Annotated in this window: 11 protein-coding genes; 7 read left to right on the top strand and 4 right to left on the bottom strand. The window is 64.0% G+C overall.

The window, feature by feature from the left end:
• The first annotated feature begins 17 nt into the window (after nt 1-17).
• Nucleotides 18-881, top strand: coding sequence for a pseudouridine synthase (locus FFY45_RS04280; RefSeq protein WP_176339519.1), 864 nt, complete (start codon nt 18-20; stop codon nt 879-881).
• Here FFY45_RS04280 and FFY45_RS04275 read toward each other — a convergent pair.
• Together FFY45_RS04275 and kbl are read right to left on the bottom strand one after the other, a co-directional pair.
• Nucleotides 823-1212 carry an HNH endonuclease gene (locus FFY45_RS04275; protein ID WP_176339518.1) on the bottom strand — a complete coding sequence of 130 codons (390 nt, stop codon included), beginning with the start codon at nt 1210-1212 and terminating at the stop codon, nt 823-825. The genes FFY45_RS04280 and FFY45_RS04275 overlap by 59 nt on opposite strands.
• Nucleotides 1212-2420 (bottom strand): glycine C-acetyltransferase, encoded by a 1209-nt coding sequence (gene kbl / locus FFY45_RS04270; RefSeq protein WP_115039912.1) that lies wholly within the window; start codon nt 2418-2420, stop codon nt 1212-1214. Before kbl ends, FFY45_RS04275 begins: the two co-directional genes overlap by 1 nt.
• 90 nt (nt 2421-2510) lie before the next feature.
• Here kbl and FFY45_RS04265 point away from each other — a divergent pair, with 90 nt between their 5' ends.
• The 5 genes from FFY45_RS04265 (at nt 2511) to FFY45_RS04245 (ending at nt 7475) form a co-directional block, all read left to right on the top strand.
• Complete coding sequence (locus tag FFY45_RS04265) at nt 2511-3611, top strand: sulfate ABC transporter substrate-binding protein (RefSeq protein WP_074056781.1); 1101 nt, start codon at nt 2511-2513, stop codon at nt 3609-3611.
• Nucleotides 3612-3614: 3 nt separating this feature from the next.
• The gene (gene cysT, locus FFY45_RS04260) at nt 3615-4475 is read left to right on the top strand and encodes a sulfate ABC transporter permease subunit CysT (RefSeq protein ID WP_043888978.1); all 861 of its coding nucleotides are present in this window, start codon (nt 3615-3617) and stop codon (nt 4473-4475) included.
• The gene (cysW, locus tag FFY45_RS04255; RefSeq protein ID WP_023902845.1) at nt 4472-5425 is read left to right on the top strand and encodes a sulfate ABC transporter permease subunit CysW; all 954 of its coding nucleotides are present in this window, start codon (nt 4472-4474) and stop codon (nt 5423-5425) included. The genes cysT and cysW overlap by 4 nt, the downstream gene beginning before the upstream one ends.
• 7 nt (nt 5426-5432) lie before the next feature.
• Nucleotides 5433-6464 (top strand): sulfate/molybdate ABC transporter ATP-binding protein, encoded by a 1032-nt coding sequence (locus FFY45_RS04250; RefSeq protein WP_023902846.1) that lies wholly within the window; start codon nt 5433-5435, stop codon nt 6462-6464.
• 294 nt (nt 6465-6758) lie between these two features.
• Entirely contained in the window at nt 6759-7475 is a 717-nt protein-coding gene (locus FFY45_RS04245) for a TorF family putative porin (RefSeq protein WP_006452587.1), read from the top strand.
• Nucleotides 7476-8093: 618 nt separating this feature from the next.
• Here FFY45_RS04245 and tdh read toward each other — a convergent pair.
• Both tdh and FFY45_RS04235 read right to left on the bottom strand, forming a co-directional pair.
• Nucleotides 8094-9128: an L-threonine 3-dehydrogenase gene (gene tdh, locus FFY45_RS04240; protein WP_176339517.1), complete on the bottom strand. Its 1035-nt coding sequence runs from the start codon at nt 9126-9128 to the stop codon at nt 8094-8096.
• Between the two features lie 379 nt (nt 9129-9507).
• Complete coding sequence (locus tag FFY45_RS04235; RefSeq protein ID WP_176339516.1) at nt 9508-11943, bottom strand: TonB-dependent receptor; 2436 nt, start codon at nt 11941-11943, stop codon at nt 9508-9510.
• A 105-nt stretch (nt 11944-12048) separates the two neighbouring features.
• On the opposite strand from FFY45_RS04235, the gene FFY45_RS04230 reads away from it, so the two are divergent.
• On the top strand, nt 12049-14130 hold the full coding sequence (locus FFY45_RS04230) for a phosphocholine-specific phospholipase C (protein ID WP_176339515.1): 2082 nt from the start codon (nt 12049-12051) through the stop codon (nt 14128-14130).
• The last annotated feature ends 18 nt before the right edge of the window (nt 14131-14148 follow it).

Genomic DNA, 14148 nt, shown 5'->3' with positions numbered 1-14148 from the left:
GGCACGGTCGGGACGGCATGACCCGGCGGCCTCCGCCGGCAACGTTCCGGCAACGCAAGCGTGGTCCTGCTGGTGCTTCGCGCGCCTCCGCTATGGCCACGGCGACCACCGCACCGCGCCACGGGCTGGCGCGCGTGCTGTCCAAATTGGGCGTGTGTTCGCGTACCGAAGCGGCACGCTGGATCGCCGAAGGGCGGGTCAGCGTGGCTGCGCGTGTGGTGCACGACCCCGAATATCCGATCCACGCCGATCAGCAGTCGAGCATCACCGTCGACGGGCAGCCGTTGGCCGGGCCGGCGCGCTGCTATCTAATGCTCAACAAGCCGCGCGGCGTGGTCACGACCGTGCGCGACGAGCAGGGCAGGGACACGGTGTATCGCTGCTTCGATGGTGCCGGATTGCCGTGGATCGCGCCGGTCGGGCGATTGGACAAGGCCAGCGAAGGGCTGCTGCTCTTCAGTAACGACCCGCAATGGGCAGCGGCGGTGACCGACCCTGCGACCGGGCCGGACAAGACCTATCACGTGCAGATCGATTGCCGCCCGAGTGCCGAGCAACTGGCACAGTTGCAGGCCGGTGTGGTCGATCCCGATCCTGAGGGCGATGGTGCGCTGCTGCGCGCCAAGCACGTTGGCGTGCTGCGCGAAGGCGAGCGCAATGCGTGGCTGGAGATCGTGCTGGACGAGGGCCGCAATCGGCAGATCCGTCGCTTGTTGGCGGCGCTGGAGATCGGGGTGCTGCGGCTGGTGCGGGTGGCGATCGGCGTGCTGGCGATGGGTGAGTTGGGCAAGGGTGCGTGGCGCATGCTCAGCGCCGAGGAAGTCAGAGCGCTGACGGCGGCTCCCGCCAGCGCGCCAGACGCGCGCCAAGCAAGGCGCTGACGACTTCAAAAGCACGTGCGTCGCCGGCGCCGTTGGCATCGTGGCGGCGACCCTTGGCGTGATTGCAACCGGCACAGGCCAGGGCAAGGTTGCGCGCCGCATTCGCATCGTCGCCGACCATCGCGCACAGCGCGGCCGCCGCGCGACGGCCGAACCAGGCCTGCGGGATTACGTGTTCCAGCGTGGTGTGGCCGAGCGGTTCGCCATCGGCGCGCAGCTGCAAGCGCCGACGGCAATGCAGGCAGCGGGTTTCCCAACTGCCGTTCAGTAAATGCGCCTGGGCATCGGTTTGCGCCGCCAGCAACAGCCGTTGGCGCAGCACCGTGCGCATCAGTCTTTGATGACGTCGAGTTCGCGGCCGATCTTGATGAATGCAGCGATCGCCTGATCCAGATGCTCGCGGGTGTGCGCGGCGCTGATCTGGGTGCGGATGCGCGCCTGGCCCTTGGGCACCACCGGGAAGAAGAAGCCGATGGCGTAGATGCCTTCTTCCAGCAAGCGCTCGGCGAATTTCTGCGCCAGCGGTGCGTCGTAGAGCATCACCGGGCTGATCGGATGCACGCCAGGTTTGACGTCGAAGCCAGCGGCGGTCATGCGCTCGCGGAAGTAACGCGTGTTCTCGACCAGTTGCGTGCGCAGCTCGCCGGCGGCATCCAGCATGTCGAACGCCTTGATGCCTGCGGCCACCACGTGCGGCGGCAGTGAATTGGAAAAAAGATAAGGACGCGAGCGCTGGCGCAGCAGTTCGATGACTTCACGCTTGGCGGTGGTGAAGCCGCCCAGTGCGCCGCCCATCGCCTTGCCCAACGTGCCGGTGAAGATATCGATCTGGTCCAGCACGCCCTTGACCTCGGCCGAGCCGCGGCCGGTAGCGCCCAAAAAGCCGGTGGCATGGCATTCGTCGATATGCACCAGCGCGTTGTACTTGCGGGCGAGGGCGGTGATCTCGTCCAGCGGGGCGATGAAGCCGTCCATCGAGAATACGCCGTCGCTGGTGATCAGCTTGGTCTTGCAACCGGCGGCATCGGCGGCCTGCAGCTGCGCTTCCAGGTCGGCCATGTCGCAGTTGGCGTAGCGGAAGCGCTTGGCCTTGCACAGGCGCACGCCGTCGATGATCGAGGCGTGGTTGAGCGCGTCGGAGATGATGGCATCGTGCTCGCCGAGCAGCGGTTCGAACAGGCCGCCGTTGGCATCGAAACAGGCGGCATAGAGGATGGTGTCCTCGGTGCCGAAGAAGTCGGCGATGGTGCGCTCGAGTTGCTTATGCAAATCCTGGGTGCCGCAGATGAAGCGCACCGAGGCCATGCCGAAGCCGTGGGTGTCCAGTGCGTCCTTGGCGGCCTGGATGATGTCCGGATGGTCGGCCAAGCCCAGGTAGTTGTTGGCGCAGAAGTTGAGCACGCTGCGGCCGTCGGCGAGGGTGATCTGCGCCGACTGCGGGCCGGTGATGATGCGCTCGGACTTGAACAGGCCCTGGGCCTGGATCGCCTCCAGTTCGGCGGCGTAATGGGCGGTCAGCGCGGCGGGAGCGTTGGTCATGGCGATCGCAGTGGCAGAAAGAAGCACGATTTTAACGATCACGGCGGCATACCACTACGTCATGCAAAATCGGTATAAGCGCAGGCGTGTATGTCATTTCACCGCCCGCGTAGCGCTGCGCAGCATGGCATGCTTGCTGTTCAGCTGCGCCCAACCGGCCAGGAGATTGCTGTGACCCACCCCCGCTACCGCTTCGTGTCGATCCTGTTGTGCAGCTTGCTGGCCCTGGCCGGCCCGGCTGGCGCGCGCGACATCGGTCTGCTCAATGTGAGCTACGACCCCACCCGCGAGTTCTACCGCGACTACAACAGCGCGTTCGCCGCGCATTGGAAGCAGCAACATCCGCAGGACACGGTGACGGTGGAAACCTCGCACGGCGGCTCCGGCAAACAGGCGCGCGCAGTGATCGACGGCATCGAGGCCGATGTGGTCACGTTGGCGCTGGCCTACGACGTGGACGCGATCGCTGAGAAGGCCAAGCTGATCGACAGCGATTGGGAAAAGCGCCTGCCCGACAACAGCGCGCCGTACACCTCGACGATCGTGTTCCTGGTGCGCAAGGGCAACCCGAAGAACATCCACGATTGGCCGGATCTGCTGCGCTCCGGCGTGGCGGTGGTGACGCCCAACCCCAAGACCTCCGGCGGCGCGCGCTGGAATTACCTGGCCGCCTGGGCGTATGCCGACCGCATCTTCAAGGGCGACCGCGAGCGCATCGTGCGCTACATGCAGGCCTTGTTCCGCAACGTGCCGGTGCTGGACACCGGTGCACGTGGCGCCACGACGACCTTCGTGCAGCGTGGTATCGGCGATGTGCTGCTGGCCTGGGAAAACGAAGCGCTGCTGGCGCGCGATGAACTGGGCAAGGACAAGTTCGAGATCGTGGTGCCGAAGTTGTCGATCCTGGCCGAGCCGTCGGTGGCCTTGGTCGACAAGAACGTCGACAAACACGGCACGCGCGATGTGGCCGAGGCCTACCTGCGTTATCTCTACGCACCGGAAGGGCAGAAGCTGGCAGCCAAGCATTTCTATCGCCCACGCCACCCGGAATTTGCCGACCCGGCCGATCTGGCGCGTTTCCCGGACATCAAGCTGGTGACCATCCAGGAAGCGTTCGGCTCGTGGGACAAGGCGCAGCAGGAACACTTTGCCGACGGTGGTGTGTTCGATCAGATCCAGGCAAAAAAGTAGGCAATGCAGATGTCGGTTGCTCCCCATCCAGCGCCGTCATCGCGCCGACGCGTGATGCCGGGGTTGGGCTTGAGTCTTGGAATTACGCTGACCTGGCTGGGATTGATTGTGTTGATCCCGCTGCTGGGCATCTTCATCAAAACCAGCGGATTGGGTTGGGACGGCCTGTGGCGGGTGTGGAGCGAGCCACGGGTGTTGTCGGCGTTGCGGGTGAGTTTCGGTACGGCGTTCGTGGCCGGCGCCTTCAACGCGCTCATGGGCACCTGGGTGGCGTGGGTGTTCGTGCGCTACAACTTCCCGGGCAAGCGCTTCTTCGACGCGGTGATCGATCTGCCATTCGCGTTGCCAACCGCAGTGGCGGGTATTGCGCTGACTGCGTTGTATGGCGGCAACGGCTGGGTCGGGCGCTGGCTGGAGGCGATCGGTATCAAGGTCGCCTATACGCAGTTGGGGATCGTGCTGGCGCTGGTGTTTGTCGGCCTGCCGTTCGTGGTGCGGGTGGTGCAGCCGGTGCTGGCCGAGAGCGAGCGTGAGCTGGAAGCGGCCGCCGCCACGCTGGGCGCATCGCGCTGGCAGACGGTCTGGCGGGTGGTGCTGCCGGGACTGTGGCCAGCGGTCCTGACCGGGTTTGCGCTGGCCTTCGCGCGCGGCGTGGGTGAGTACGGTTCGGTGATCTTCATCGCCGGCAATCTGCCCAATTCCACCGAGATCGCGCCGCTGTTGATCACTATCCGGCTGGAAGAATTCGATTATGCCGGCGCCACCGCGATTGCGGCGGCAATGCTGCTGCTGTCGTTCGTGATCCTGCTGGTGGTCAATACGCTGCAGGCACGCCTGCTGCGCTATCAACGGAGGCCTGCATGAACGATGCTGTTTCGTCGCTGCCCTCCATGCTGCAGAACCGCACAATGACCGAACAGGCGCGCCGCATCACCGACTCGGCCACCAACGAGCCTCGCTGGGTGCAGTGGCTGATGATTCTGGGCGCGCTGCTGTTCCTGCTAGCGTTTTTGCTGCTGCCGCTGGTGCTGGTCTTCGCCGAGGCGCTGCGGGGTGGTTGGGAAACGTTTTTGCGCGCAGTGGTCGATCCGGATGCGTTGTCGGCGATCAAGCTGACCTTGATCGTGACTGCGATCGTGCTGCCGCTGAATTTGGTATTCGGGGTGGCTGCGGCGTGGGCGGTGAGCAAGCATCGCTTTCCCGGCAAGCGCTTGCTGATCAGCCTGATCGATCTGCCGTTTTCGGTATCGCCGGTGGTGGCGGGTTTGATTTTCGTGCTGATCTTCGGGCGCAGCGGCTGGGCGTGGCCGTTGATCGACGAAGGTTGGCAGGTGCAGCTGCCGTTTTTTGGCGAGATGCTGATTCAGCTGCCGCGCATCGTATTCGCGCTGCCGGGCATCGTACTGGCGACGACCTTTGTCACGTTTCCGTTTATCGCGCGCGAGCTGATGCCGTTGATGGAGCAGCAAGGCAGCGATGAAGAACTGGCGGCATTGAGCCTGGGCGCGAGCGGCTGGCAGATGTTCTGGCGGGTGACCTTGCCCAATATCCGTTGGGGCCTGATGTACGGCGTGCTGCTGTGCGCGGCGCGCGCGATGGGCGAGTTCGGTGCGGTGTCGGTGGTGTCCGGGCATATCCGTGGGCGCACCAATACACTACCGTTGCATGTGGAAATTCTCTACAACGAATACGCCTACAGCGCCGCGTTTGCGTGTGCCTCGCTGCTGGCATTGACCGCGCTGCTGACGCTGGCGCTGAAGACGTATCTGGAATGGCGGCATGGCGATTCGCTCGCCGCCAACCACCGACATTGAGGTGAACATGGGCATCCGCATCCACCGCCTGCGCAAGCAGTTCGACACGTTCACCGCGTTGGACGACATCACCCTGGACGTGCGCCAGGGTGAGTTGCTGGCACTGTTGGGGCCGTCGGGCTCAGGCAAGACCACGTTGTTGCGCATCATGGCCGGGCTGGAGCATGCCGATGGCGGGCAGGTGCTGTTCGGCGATGAAGATGCCACGCGCATGAGCGTGCAGTCGCGCCGGGTCGGCTTCGTGTTCCAGCACTACGCGTTGTTCAAGCATATGGACGTGTTCGAGAACATCGCCTTCGGCTTGCGGGTGCGGCGCGGTAACGAGCGTTGGGCTGAAGCGCGTATCCGCGCACGCGTGGAAGAATTGCTGGCGCTGGTGCAGTTGCATGGCCTGGAGCAGCGCTATCCCACCCAGCTGTCCGGTGGTCAGCGTCAGCGTGTGGCACTGGCGCGTGCGCTGGCGATCGAGCCGCGCGTGCTGCTGCTGGACGAGCCATTCGGCGCGCTGGATGCGCAGGTGCGCCGCGACCTGCGCCGCTGGCTGCGTGAGCTGCACGAACGTACCGGTCTGACCACGGTGTTCGTGACCCACGATCAGGAAGAAGCGCTGGAACTGGCCGACCGGGTGGCGATCCTCAACCGCGGCCGCATCGAGCAGCTCGACACCCCGGCGATGATCTACGACAAGCCGGCCTCGCCGTTCGTATATTCGTTCGTGGGCGCGGTGAACCGCATTCCTGGTGTGCTGGCGGAAGGTCGGATCCAGGTGGCCGGGCATGCATTGCCGGCGGCCAATGCCGCGTTGGCTGCTGGCCCGGTCGAGGTGTATGTGCGACCGGAAGATCTGGTGCCCGATGACGCCGGTTGGCCGGCGACAGTGGCTTGGTCGCAGCGCAGCGGTGCGCGTCTGCGTCTGCGCGCAACGCTGGAGCCGGCAGGCAACGAGGTGGAAGTGGAACTGCCGGCCTCGGCGGGGAGTTTTCAGCCAGGGCAGCAGCTAAGGCTTGCGGCGCGGCATTACGGGGTGTTTCCGGTGTGATTCAACGCCGGCTGGGGCCGGTATTGAATGGGGATTTGGGATTTGGGATTCGGGATTCGTAGAGCGGGGTCCGCCTTTGCTTTGGCGTTACGAATCCCCACTCCCCAATCTCAAGATCCTGCGCATTCAGTCGATGAGATGGGCATCCTGATCAGCACCATCGGTGGTTAAGGCCTGTGTGCTGGTTCAAAGGCGCACGACGTTGATGTTGCGCTGCAATGACAGTTGGACTAATAAAGTCACTGCAACCTCGCTTCGCGTCATCCGACCGCCCATCGTCCCAGGAGATGCTCCATGAAGCCGTCCCCCCTCGCGTGTTGTCTGTCGTTGTTGTTGCTCGGTGTCGTGCCGTTGGCGCATGCGCAGGATGAAGAAGCGCCAGCGTCGCCCTTCAGTGGCACGTTTGCGGTCACCAGCGATTATCTGTTCCGTGGTATCTCGCAGACCAATGAAGAGCCCGCCTTCCAGGCTGGACTCACGTACACGACGCCGTTCGGCGTGTACATCGGCACCTGGACCTCCAATGTCGATTACGGTGCGGGCGATCCGGATTGGGAAGTGGACGGCTTTGTCGGCTACAACACCGATCTGGGCACGAACTGGAATTTCGATGTGATGGTCAACCGCTACCAGTACCTGGGAGCGGGCGCGTCCAACTATGCCGAACTGATCACCAAGACCACGTTTTTGAAGACCTATAGCCTGACCGTTGCCTATACCAACGATCTGTATGGGTCGAAGACCGACGGCTATTACTACGCGCTCGATGCCAACTGGACGTTGCCGTACGACTTCACGTTCGGCGCGCACGCCGGGCACAGCGTTTACACCTCGGCGCTCAGTCAGGTGGATCACGATTACAACGACTTCGGTGTGAATGTCGGCAAGGCGTTCGGTCCGCTGGGTTTGAGCGTGGGCTATTACGACACCAGCGAAGCGGCCGAATTCGGCTTCGGTCGGCAGAATTCGCAGAACCATCTGGTGGCGACTGCCACGGTCACCTGGCCTTGATGGCGATCGACTAAATAGCCGCTCTGACCAATTGGTTGTGTAGTTGTGAGGCGGGAAGAGTTGATGCTCGGAATTTTTAGTCGTTACATCAGCCTCTACATCTAGACGACGCCAGAACTCTAGATATCGGTTGTTTTGTGTTGGGGTGATTGCGTCGTGCGGATGGATCACTTGTAGAGCGGCTGATCTGCGGCTTGGTTGCAGGGCCCTTGTCCGTCCACCATCGCGGGACACGCCGCAAGTACGTCCGTGTAGGCTCTTACGCGGCATCCATGCCGCGTCGACGGTGGGCGGGCAAGGACCAGTCGAGATGGTCGGTGTGCATGTTTTCAAGCGGCAGCAAACTGTCTGGTGCGGTGTCCTCACCGATTGCGGGACCGTGTGGCGGCATGGATGCCGCCACCGAGCCTACACGGACGTACTTGCGGCGTGTCCCGCGAGCGGTGAGGGCACCGCGCCCTCGACCCACTGAGCCTTTGCCTGCAATCCTCGCCGACCCTGCGTTCTTGAGGCGCTCCGCTCGCACCTGATGATTGCCCGCTGCGTGTGTCAGCACTCTGAAGACGGACATGCAAAAGGCGCCTCGCGGCGCCCTTTGCGTTCAAGCGTATTGGCCGCTCAGTTCCAGCTCAACACGACCTTGCCGGCCTTGCCTTCTTCCATCAGGTCGAAGCCCTTCTGGAAATCGTCGATCGGCAATTGATGGGTCAGCACCTTGTGCAGCGGGAAACCCGACAGCACCAATTGGGTCATCTTGTACCAGGTCTCGTACATCTTGCGGCCGTAGATGCCCTGCACGGTGAGGCCCTTGAAGATGATCTTGTCCCAGTCGCAGCCGGCGCCGCGCGGCATGATGCCGAGCATGGCGATCTTGCCGCCGTGATACATGCAGTCGAGCATGTCGTTGAACGCGCGCGGGTTGCCGCTCATTTCCAGGCCCACGTCGAAGCCCTCCATGTGCAGGTCGGCCATGACGTCCTTGAGCGAGGTCTTGGAGACGTTGACCACGCGGGTGGCGCCCATGTCGGCGGCAAGCTTGAGGCGGAAATCGTTGACGTCGGTGACCACCACGTTGCGCGCACCGATGTGCTTGCAGATACCGGCGGCGATGATGCCGATCGGGCCGGCACCGGTGATCAACACGTCCTCGCCAATGACGTCGAATTCCAGCGCGCAGTGCGCGGCGTTGCCGTAGGGGTCGAAGAACGCGGCCAGCTCGGAGGGAATCTGGTCGGGGATCGGCCACAGGTTGCTGGCCGGCATCACCATGTATTCGGCGAATGCGCCATTGACGTTGACGCCGATGCCGACCGTGTTGGGGCACAGATGCGGGCGGCCGCCGCGACAATTGCGGCAATGCCCGCAGACGATGTGGCCTTCGGCCGACACGCGCTGGCCGACCTGGTAACCGGTCACCGCCGAACCGAGCTCGGCCACACGACCGACGAACTCATGGCCGATGGTCAGGCCGGGTGTGATGGTGCGCTGGCTCCACTCGTCCCACAGGTAGATGTGCAGATCGGTGCCGCAGATTGCGGTCTTTTCCAGCTTGATCAGCACCTCGTTGGGGCCAGGGCTGGGGACGGGAACCTGTTCCAGCCAGATGCCCTTGTTCGCTTCGCGCTTGACCAGCGCCTTCATCGTCTGCGCCATCTGGCGGGACCTGCTGAGTGAAAGTAAGGCGGCGATTATAGGCGTCGCGAGGTTTGCGCCACGCGGCGGTGCGGTAATGGGCGGTGTTGGCCGACACGGATCTTGGCGGGTTAGGCGCCGATGTAGTCCTTCTCCCATCGGGAGAAGGTGGCGCGCAGCGCCGGATGAGGGGCGCCTCAGAGACTTACCAGTGCCTGCAATGACCAACGCGTCGCTACGCGCCTTCAGAAGTGACGCGCCGACTGCTTCGCCCGTACCCTCACCCAAACCCCCGCTCCGCGCCCCGGCCCGGCCCGCGCTTGCGGCGCGGGCGCTCCCAGCCACGCGCGCCAGTGGCGCGCAAGCCATGCCTTCTCGCCCCGAAGGAGAGGGGCTTTCGTCAGAACTTCACATCCAGACTCATGAAGTATTGCCGCGGCGCGCCGACCACCATGGTCTGGTTGTAGCCATCCGGATCGGAGGCGACGTAGCCGTTGGTGCCGGTGCTGGCGAAGTAGCGCTTGTCGGTGAGGTTGGTGATGTTGAGCGCCAGCGCCACATCGGCCACTCCGCCCACACGACCGAAGTCGTAACGCGCGCCGGCGTTGAACAGCCAGTACGAGGGCACCTGCGAATCGTTGAGGAAAGTGATGTAGCGCTTGTCGACGTACTTGCCGTCCAGATCCAGGCGCAGGTTGCCGAGTTGGTAGCTGGCGCTGGAGGAGAACATCAACGCCGGGATGCCGACCACGTCCTTGCCGGAGGTGGCGACCACGCCGTTGTTGAGGTAGTCGTCCTGATAACGCGAGCGATTCCACGACAGCGAGTTCAACCAGCTCAGGCCTTCCATCGGGCGCCACATCAACGCCAGGTCGGCACCGGCGCTATGCACTGCACCGACATTGCTCAGGATCGCCGCGCAGGTCTGCACCGCGGTGCACGGCGAGGTGGTCAACAAGCGGTTGGAGAACTTGGTGAAGTAGGCGTCGGCCGACAGCTGGAACTGCGCATCCTGCACGCGGTAGCCCACCTGCACGGTCTGCGATTCTTCCGGCTCCAGCGTCGAGCGGCTGCGGTCGAACGCGGCTTGCGAGGTGCCGAACGGAGTGAAACCGAAGGCGGCGATATTCTTGCTGTAGGAGGCGTAGATGTCCTGGCGCTCGTCGAGTTTGTAGTTCACGCCAACCTGCGGCAGGAAGTTGTCTTCAGCGCGGATGCGTCCCTGTGCCAGCGCGGTGGTCGGCACCAGCGATTGCGCACGCGTGGTGGTGCTGAGCGCCTTTGCGCCGTAGTTGAGCGTCAGGCGATCGTCGAGCAGACGCACGGTGTCCTGCAGGTACAGCATGCGGGTCTGGGTGGTGTAGCGCTGCAAAAAGTCGCGACGGAACGGGGTCTGCGCTTCGTACACGTTGTACAGCGAGGTGTAGCCCTCGTTGCCCAGCGCGAAGTAATTGCGCCCTTGCGTGGTGCGTGCATTCTCTGCCCACACGCCGGCTTCCAGATCGTGATTGCCCCACGACCACTTCAGTGCGCTGGTACCGCCGAAACGGTCCAGGCCATAGTCGGTGGTGCGCATCAACACCGGGATCTGCGCCGAGGTGACGACATACGGTGTCACCCACTGCCCCTCGCCGCGATTGGCGTGGTAGTAGCCGGCGGCATCCAGGGTTGCACCGCCGAACACGAACGTGCCCGACAAGCCTGCCAGGTTGTCGCGACGCAGACCACCGCCCGCGTAGTAGCTGGCATCCAACCAACTGTAATCATCGGGCAGCCCCGCCAGCGATTGCGGGTAGCCGTTGGCCACGCCGCTGGTGGCACCGGTGTTTTGATACGCACGCGCCATCTGCACCGCAGTGGCCCAATCCGGCTGCAGATAATCGTAGTCCCAGCCCAGCGCGCGCTGGCTGGTCAACGACAGATCCATGTAGTCGTATTCCTTGCGCCGCGAGGTATCCACAAACAGGCTCAGACGATTGCCGTCGCCCCATTGATACACGGTCTTGAGGTTGGCCTGCTCGGACTGCTGGTCGCCAAAGCCCTTCCACTTGTCGGTGGTGGCATTGGCATAGGACAGATACGCCGACAACCCATTGCGATCGCCGGTGTCGCCACGCACGAAGGTGCGACGCGTCGCATCGCTACCCACCGTCTGCACCAGCCGCAGGCCGGGCGTGGTCTGCGGGTCGGCCGAATAGAACTGCATGGTGCCGCCGAGATTGGTGTTGGACGCAGTACCGAGCGCGCCGGCGCCTTGCGCGATCTCCACCGAGCCGAGGTTTTCCGAAATGATGGCGCGCGTGATATGCAGGCCGTTGGTGACGCCGTAGCTCATGTTGCCGAGCGGAATGCCATCGAGTGTGTAGCCGAGCCGGCTCTGATCGAAGCCATGCAGGGTCACCTGCGTGGACCATTCATAGGTGCCGAACGGGTCGGCCGATTGGAACTGCACGCCCGGCAATTTTTCCACTGCCTTGAAGGCGCTGCTGCCCGGTGTCAGTTGCTCGATGTCCTGCCGGCTGATGCGCTGCACCTGGCGCGTGCTGCCTTGCGAGACCACGTTGATCGCATCCAGCTGGGTGGCATTGGTTGCGGTATCGGCGGTGGTGACCGGCGCATCCGCTACCGGCGCGTCTGCAATGGCAGCCGGATCGCCAGCCGTTGTGGCGGCAGATGCCATGACGGGAAGCAGCGCTGCCAGGGCGAGCGCCAGCGGAGTGACATGAAAACGACGAGTGCAAGTCATGGGGGAATCCTGTTCGGGCACGGCTGAGGGCGGACGCACGGTGCAAGACCGACGTTTCGCGACGCAGGGTGTCAACGACTCATGAAACATTGATGACGGTCGCTGTCTTAAAACTGTCGCGCTCGCCCGCTATACGTGTCGTGTCCAGCCGCCACCTGCGGCCACGCACCCGTATTTCTGCCAGGTTTCGCATCCATGACGTCTTCCCCCTCGCGCCGTGATTTCCTCAAGCGCGTCGCCGCGCTGACCGCCGCCGGCGCCTTGCCGTCTTCGATCGGCCGCGCACTCGCGCTGCCGGCCAACTCGCGTACCGGCACGCTGCGCGACATCGAACACGTGGTGATCCTGATGCAGGAAAATCGCTCGTTCGATCATTACTTCGGTGCGCTGCGCGGCGTACGCGGGTTCGGCGATCCGCGTCCGCTGCAGTTGCGCGATGGGCATCCGGTATGGAGCCAGCCGGCAAAGGACGGTCGCCGCTTGTTGCCGTTCGCCTTCGATTCACAAAACACCTCCGCGCCGTTGATCAAGAGCCTGGATCACTCCTGGAAAGCCGGCCACGGGCAGGACCCGGCGCGCTGGGCCGAGTACGACGCTTGGGTGCCGTACAAGGGCGAATTGACGATGGGGTATTTCCAGCGTCATGACATTCCGTACTACCACGCGCTCGCCGATGCGTTCACCATTTGCGACGGCTATTTCTGTTCGCTGCACGGGCCGACCAATCCCAATCGCATGTATCTGTTCACCGGCACCAGCGGCCCCAGCGTGGGCAATGTCGGTGCGCAAGCGGTGACCAATGCCGACGACGGCAACTGGACCGCCGACATGGCGCGCGACAAACCCGGTTACGCGGCGATGGACTGGACCACGTACGCGCAGCGCCTGCAGGCCGCGGGTGTGGATTGGCGCGTGTATCAGGAATACGACAACTTCGGCTGCAACTCGCTGGCGTATTTTTCGCACTATCGCGATCTGCAACCCGGCGACGAACGCTATCGGCGCGCGCGTGCGTGCGTGCCCGGTTCCACCGCGGAGAATGCCGCCACCACGCAGGCCGAGCATCTGGTCGCCGCGATCGCCGCCGATGTGCAGGCCAATCGTTTGCCGCAGGTGTCGTGGGTCGTTCCGCCCACCGCCTATTGCGAACATCCGGAAGCACCGCCGGCCTACGGCGAATCGCTGGTGGCGCGTTTGATCGATGCGCTCACCGCCAATCCGGAGGTCTGGGCGAAGACTGCGCTGATCATCAATTACGACGAGAACGACGGCTTCTTCGATCATGTGCCCGCGCCATTGCCGGCGCTGGATGCGCGCATGGGGCGCAGCAATGTCGACACGCGTGGCGAAGTCTACGAGGGGCTGCCGATCGGTCTTGGTATCCGCGTGCCGATGCTGGTGATCTCGCCGTGGACGCGCGGCGGCTGGGTCAATTCGCAGGTGTTCGATCACACCTCGGTACTGCGCTTGCTGGAGCGCCGTTTCGGCGTGGCCGAGCCCAACATCAGCCCGTGGCGGCGTGCGGTGAGCGGCGATCTGACCAGCGTGTTCGATTTCCGCAAGCCGGACGATTCGGCGTTGAGCGCGTTGCCGGCGATTGGCGACTATCGCGCACGCACCGCCGCGGTGAGCGGAAAACCGCTGCCGGTACCGCCGATTACCGCGCGCATGCCGCGACAGGAGCCGGGACAACGTCCGGCGCGCGCGTTGCCGTACGCCTTGCAGGTGCATGCGCGTGTGCAAAACGACACTGGCGTGCAACTGCAGTTCGTCAACAGCGGCGCTGCTGCTGCCGCGTTCAACGTCTACACCAGCGCTGAAAGTGGCGGCCCGTGGTACTACACCGTGCTGCCCGGCACGCAGCTCGACGATGTACCGCTTGGCGCTACATACAACGGTGCCTATGCCTTGAGCGTGCATGGGCCGAATGGATTCCTGCGCGAGTTCGCGGGCGAACTTGCAGCCGCTGTGACGCAATCTGCAGCGCCGTGGTTGGAAGCCAGGCAGGACGGCGAAATACTGGTGCTGGAACTCGGCAATGCCGGGCGCCAACCGTGCACGCTGCAACTGCGCGCACTGGATTACGCAGACCCGACCGCGCGCGCCGTGCAGCTGGCCGCAGGCCAGCGGCAAACCATCCGCCTGCCGTTGGCAGCAAGCGATCACTGGTATGACGTTGTCGTTGAGCAGCCGAGTGGGGCATTCCGCCGGCGCCTGGCCGGGCATCTGGAAACCGGCAAGCCCAGCCGCAGCGACCCGGCGTTCGGTCGCGCCTGAGCCGGCGCCCGGCCACGG

Source organism: Xanthomonas hortorum (assembly GCF_011305375.1).
Taxonomy (GTDB): domain Bacteria; phylum Pseudomonadota; class Gammaproteobacteria; order Xanthomonadales; family Xanthomonadaceae; genus Xanthomonas; species Xanthomonas hortorum_E.
This window is presented reverse-complemented; position numbering and strand designations above follow the sequence as displayed.

Bases quoted from the DNA above. Each gene is read 5' to 3' on its own strand.
- FFY45_RS04280 (WP_176339519.1), top strand. From the start codon at position 18: ATGACCCGGCGGCCTCCGCCGGCAACGTTCCGGCAACGCAAGCGTGGT.
- FFY45_RS04275 (WP_176339518.1), bottom strand. From the start codon at position 1,212: ATGCGCACGGTGCTGCGCCAACGGCTGTTGCTGGCGGCGCAAACCGAT.
- kbl (WP_115039912.1), bottom strand. From the start codon at position 2,420: ATGACCAACGCTCCCGCCGCGCTGACCGCCCATTACGCCGCCGAACTG.
- FFY45_RS04265 (WP_074056781.1), top strand. From the start codon at position 2,511: ATGTCATTTCACCGCCCGCGTAGCGCTGCGCAGCATGGCATGCTTGCT.
- cysT (WP_043888978.1), top strand. From the start codon at position 3,615: ATGCAGATGTCGGTTGCTCCCCATCCAGCGCCGTCATCGCGCCGACGC.
- cysW (WP_023902845.1), top strand. From the start codon at position 4,472: ATGAACGATGCTGTTTCGTCGCTGCCCTCCATGCTGCAGAACCGCACA.
- FFY45_RS04250 (WP_023902846.1), top strand. From the start codon at position 5,433: ATGGGCATCCGCATCCACCGCCTGCGCAAGCAGTTCGACACGTTCACC.
- FFY45_RS04245 (WP_006452587.1), top strand. From the start codon at position 6,759: ATGAAGCCGTCCCCCCTCGCGTGTTGTCTGTCGTTGTTGTTGCTCGGT.
- tdh (WP_176339517.1), bottom strand. From the start codon at position 9,128: ATGGCGCAGACGATGAAGGCGCTGGTCAAGCGCGAAGCGAACAAGGGC.
- FFY45_RS04235 (WP_176339516.1), bottom strand. From the start codon at position 11,943: ATGTTTCATGAGTCGTTGACACCCTGCGTCGCGAAACGTCGGTCTTGC.
- FFY45_RS04230 (WP_176339515.1), top strand. From the start codon at position 12,049: ATGACGTCTTCCCCCTCGCGCCGTGATTTCCTCAAGCGCGTCGCCGCG.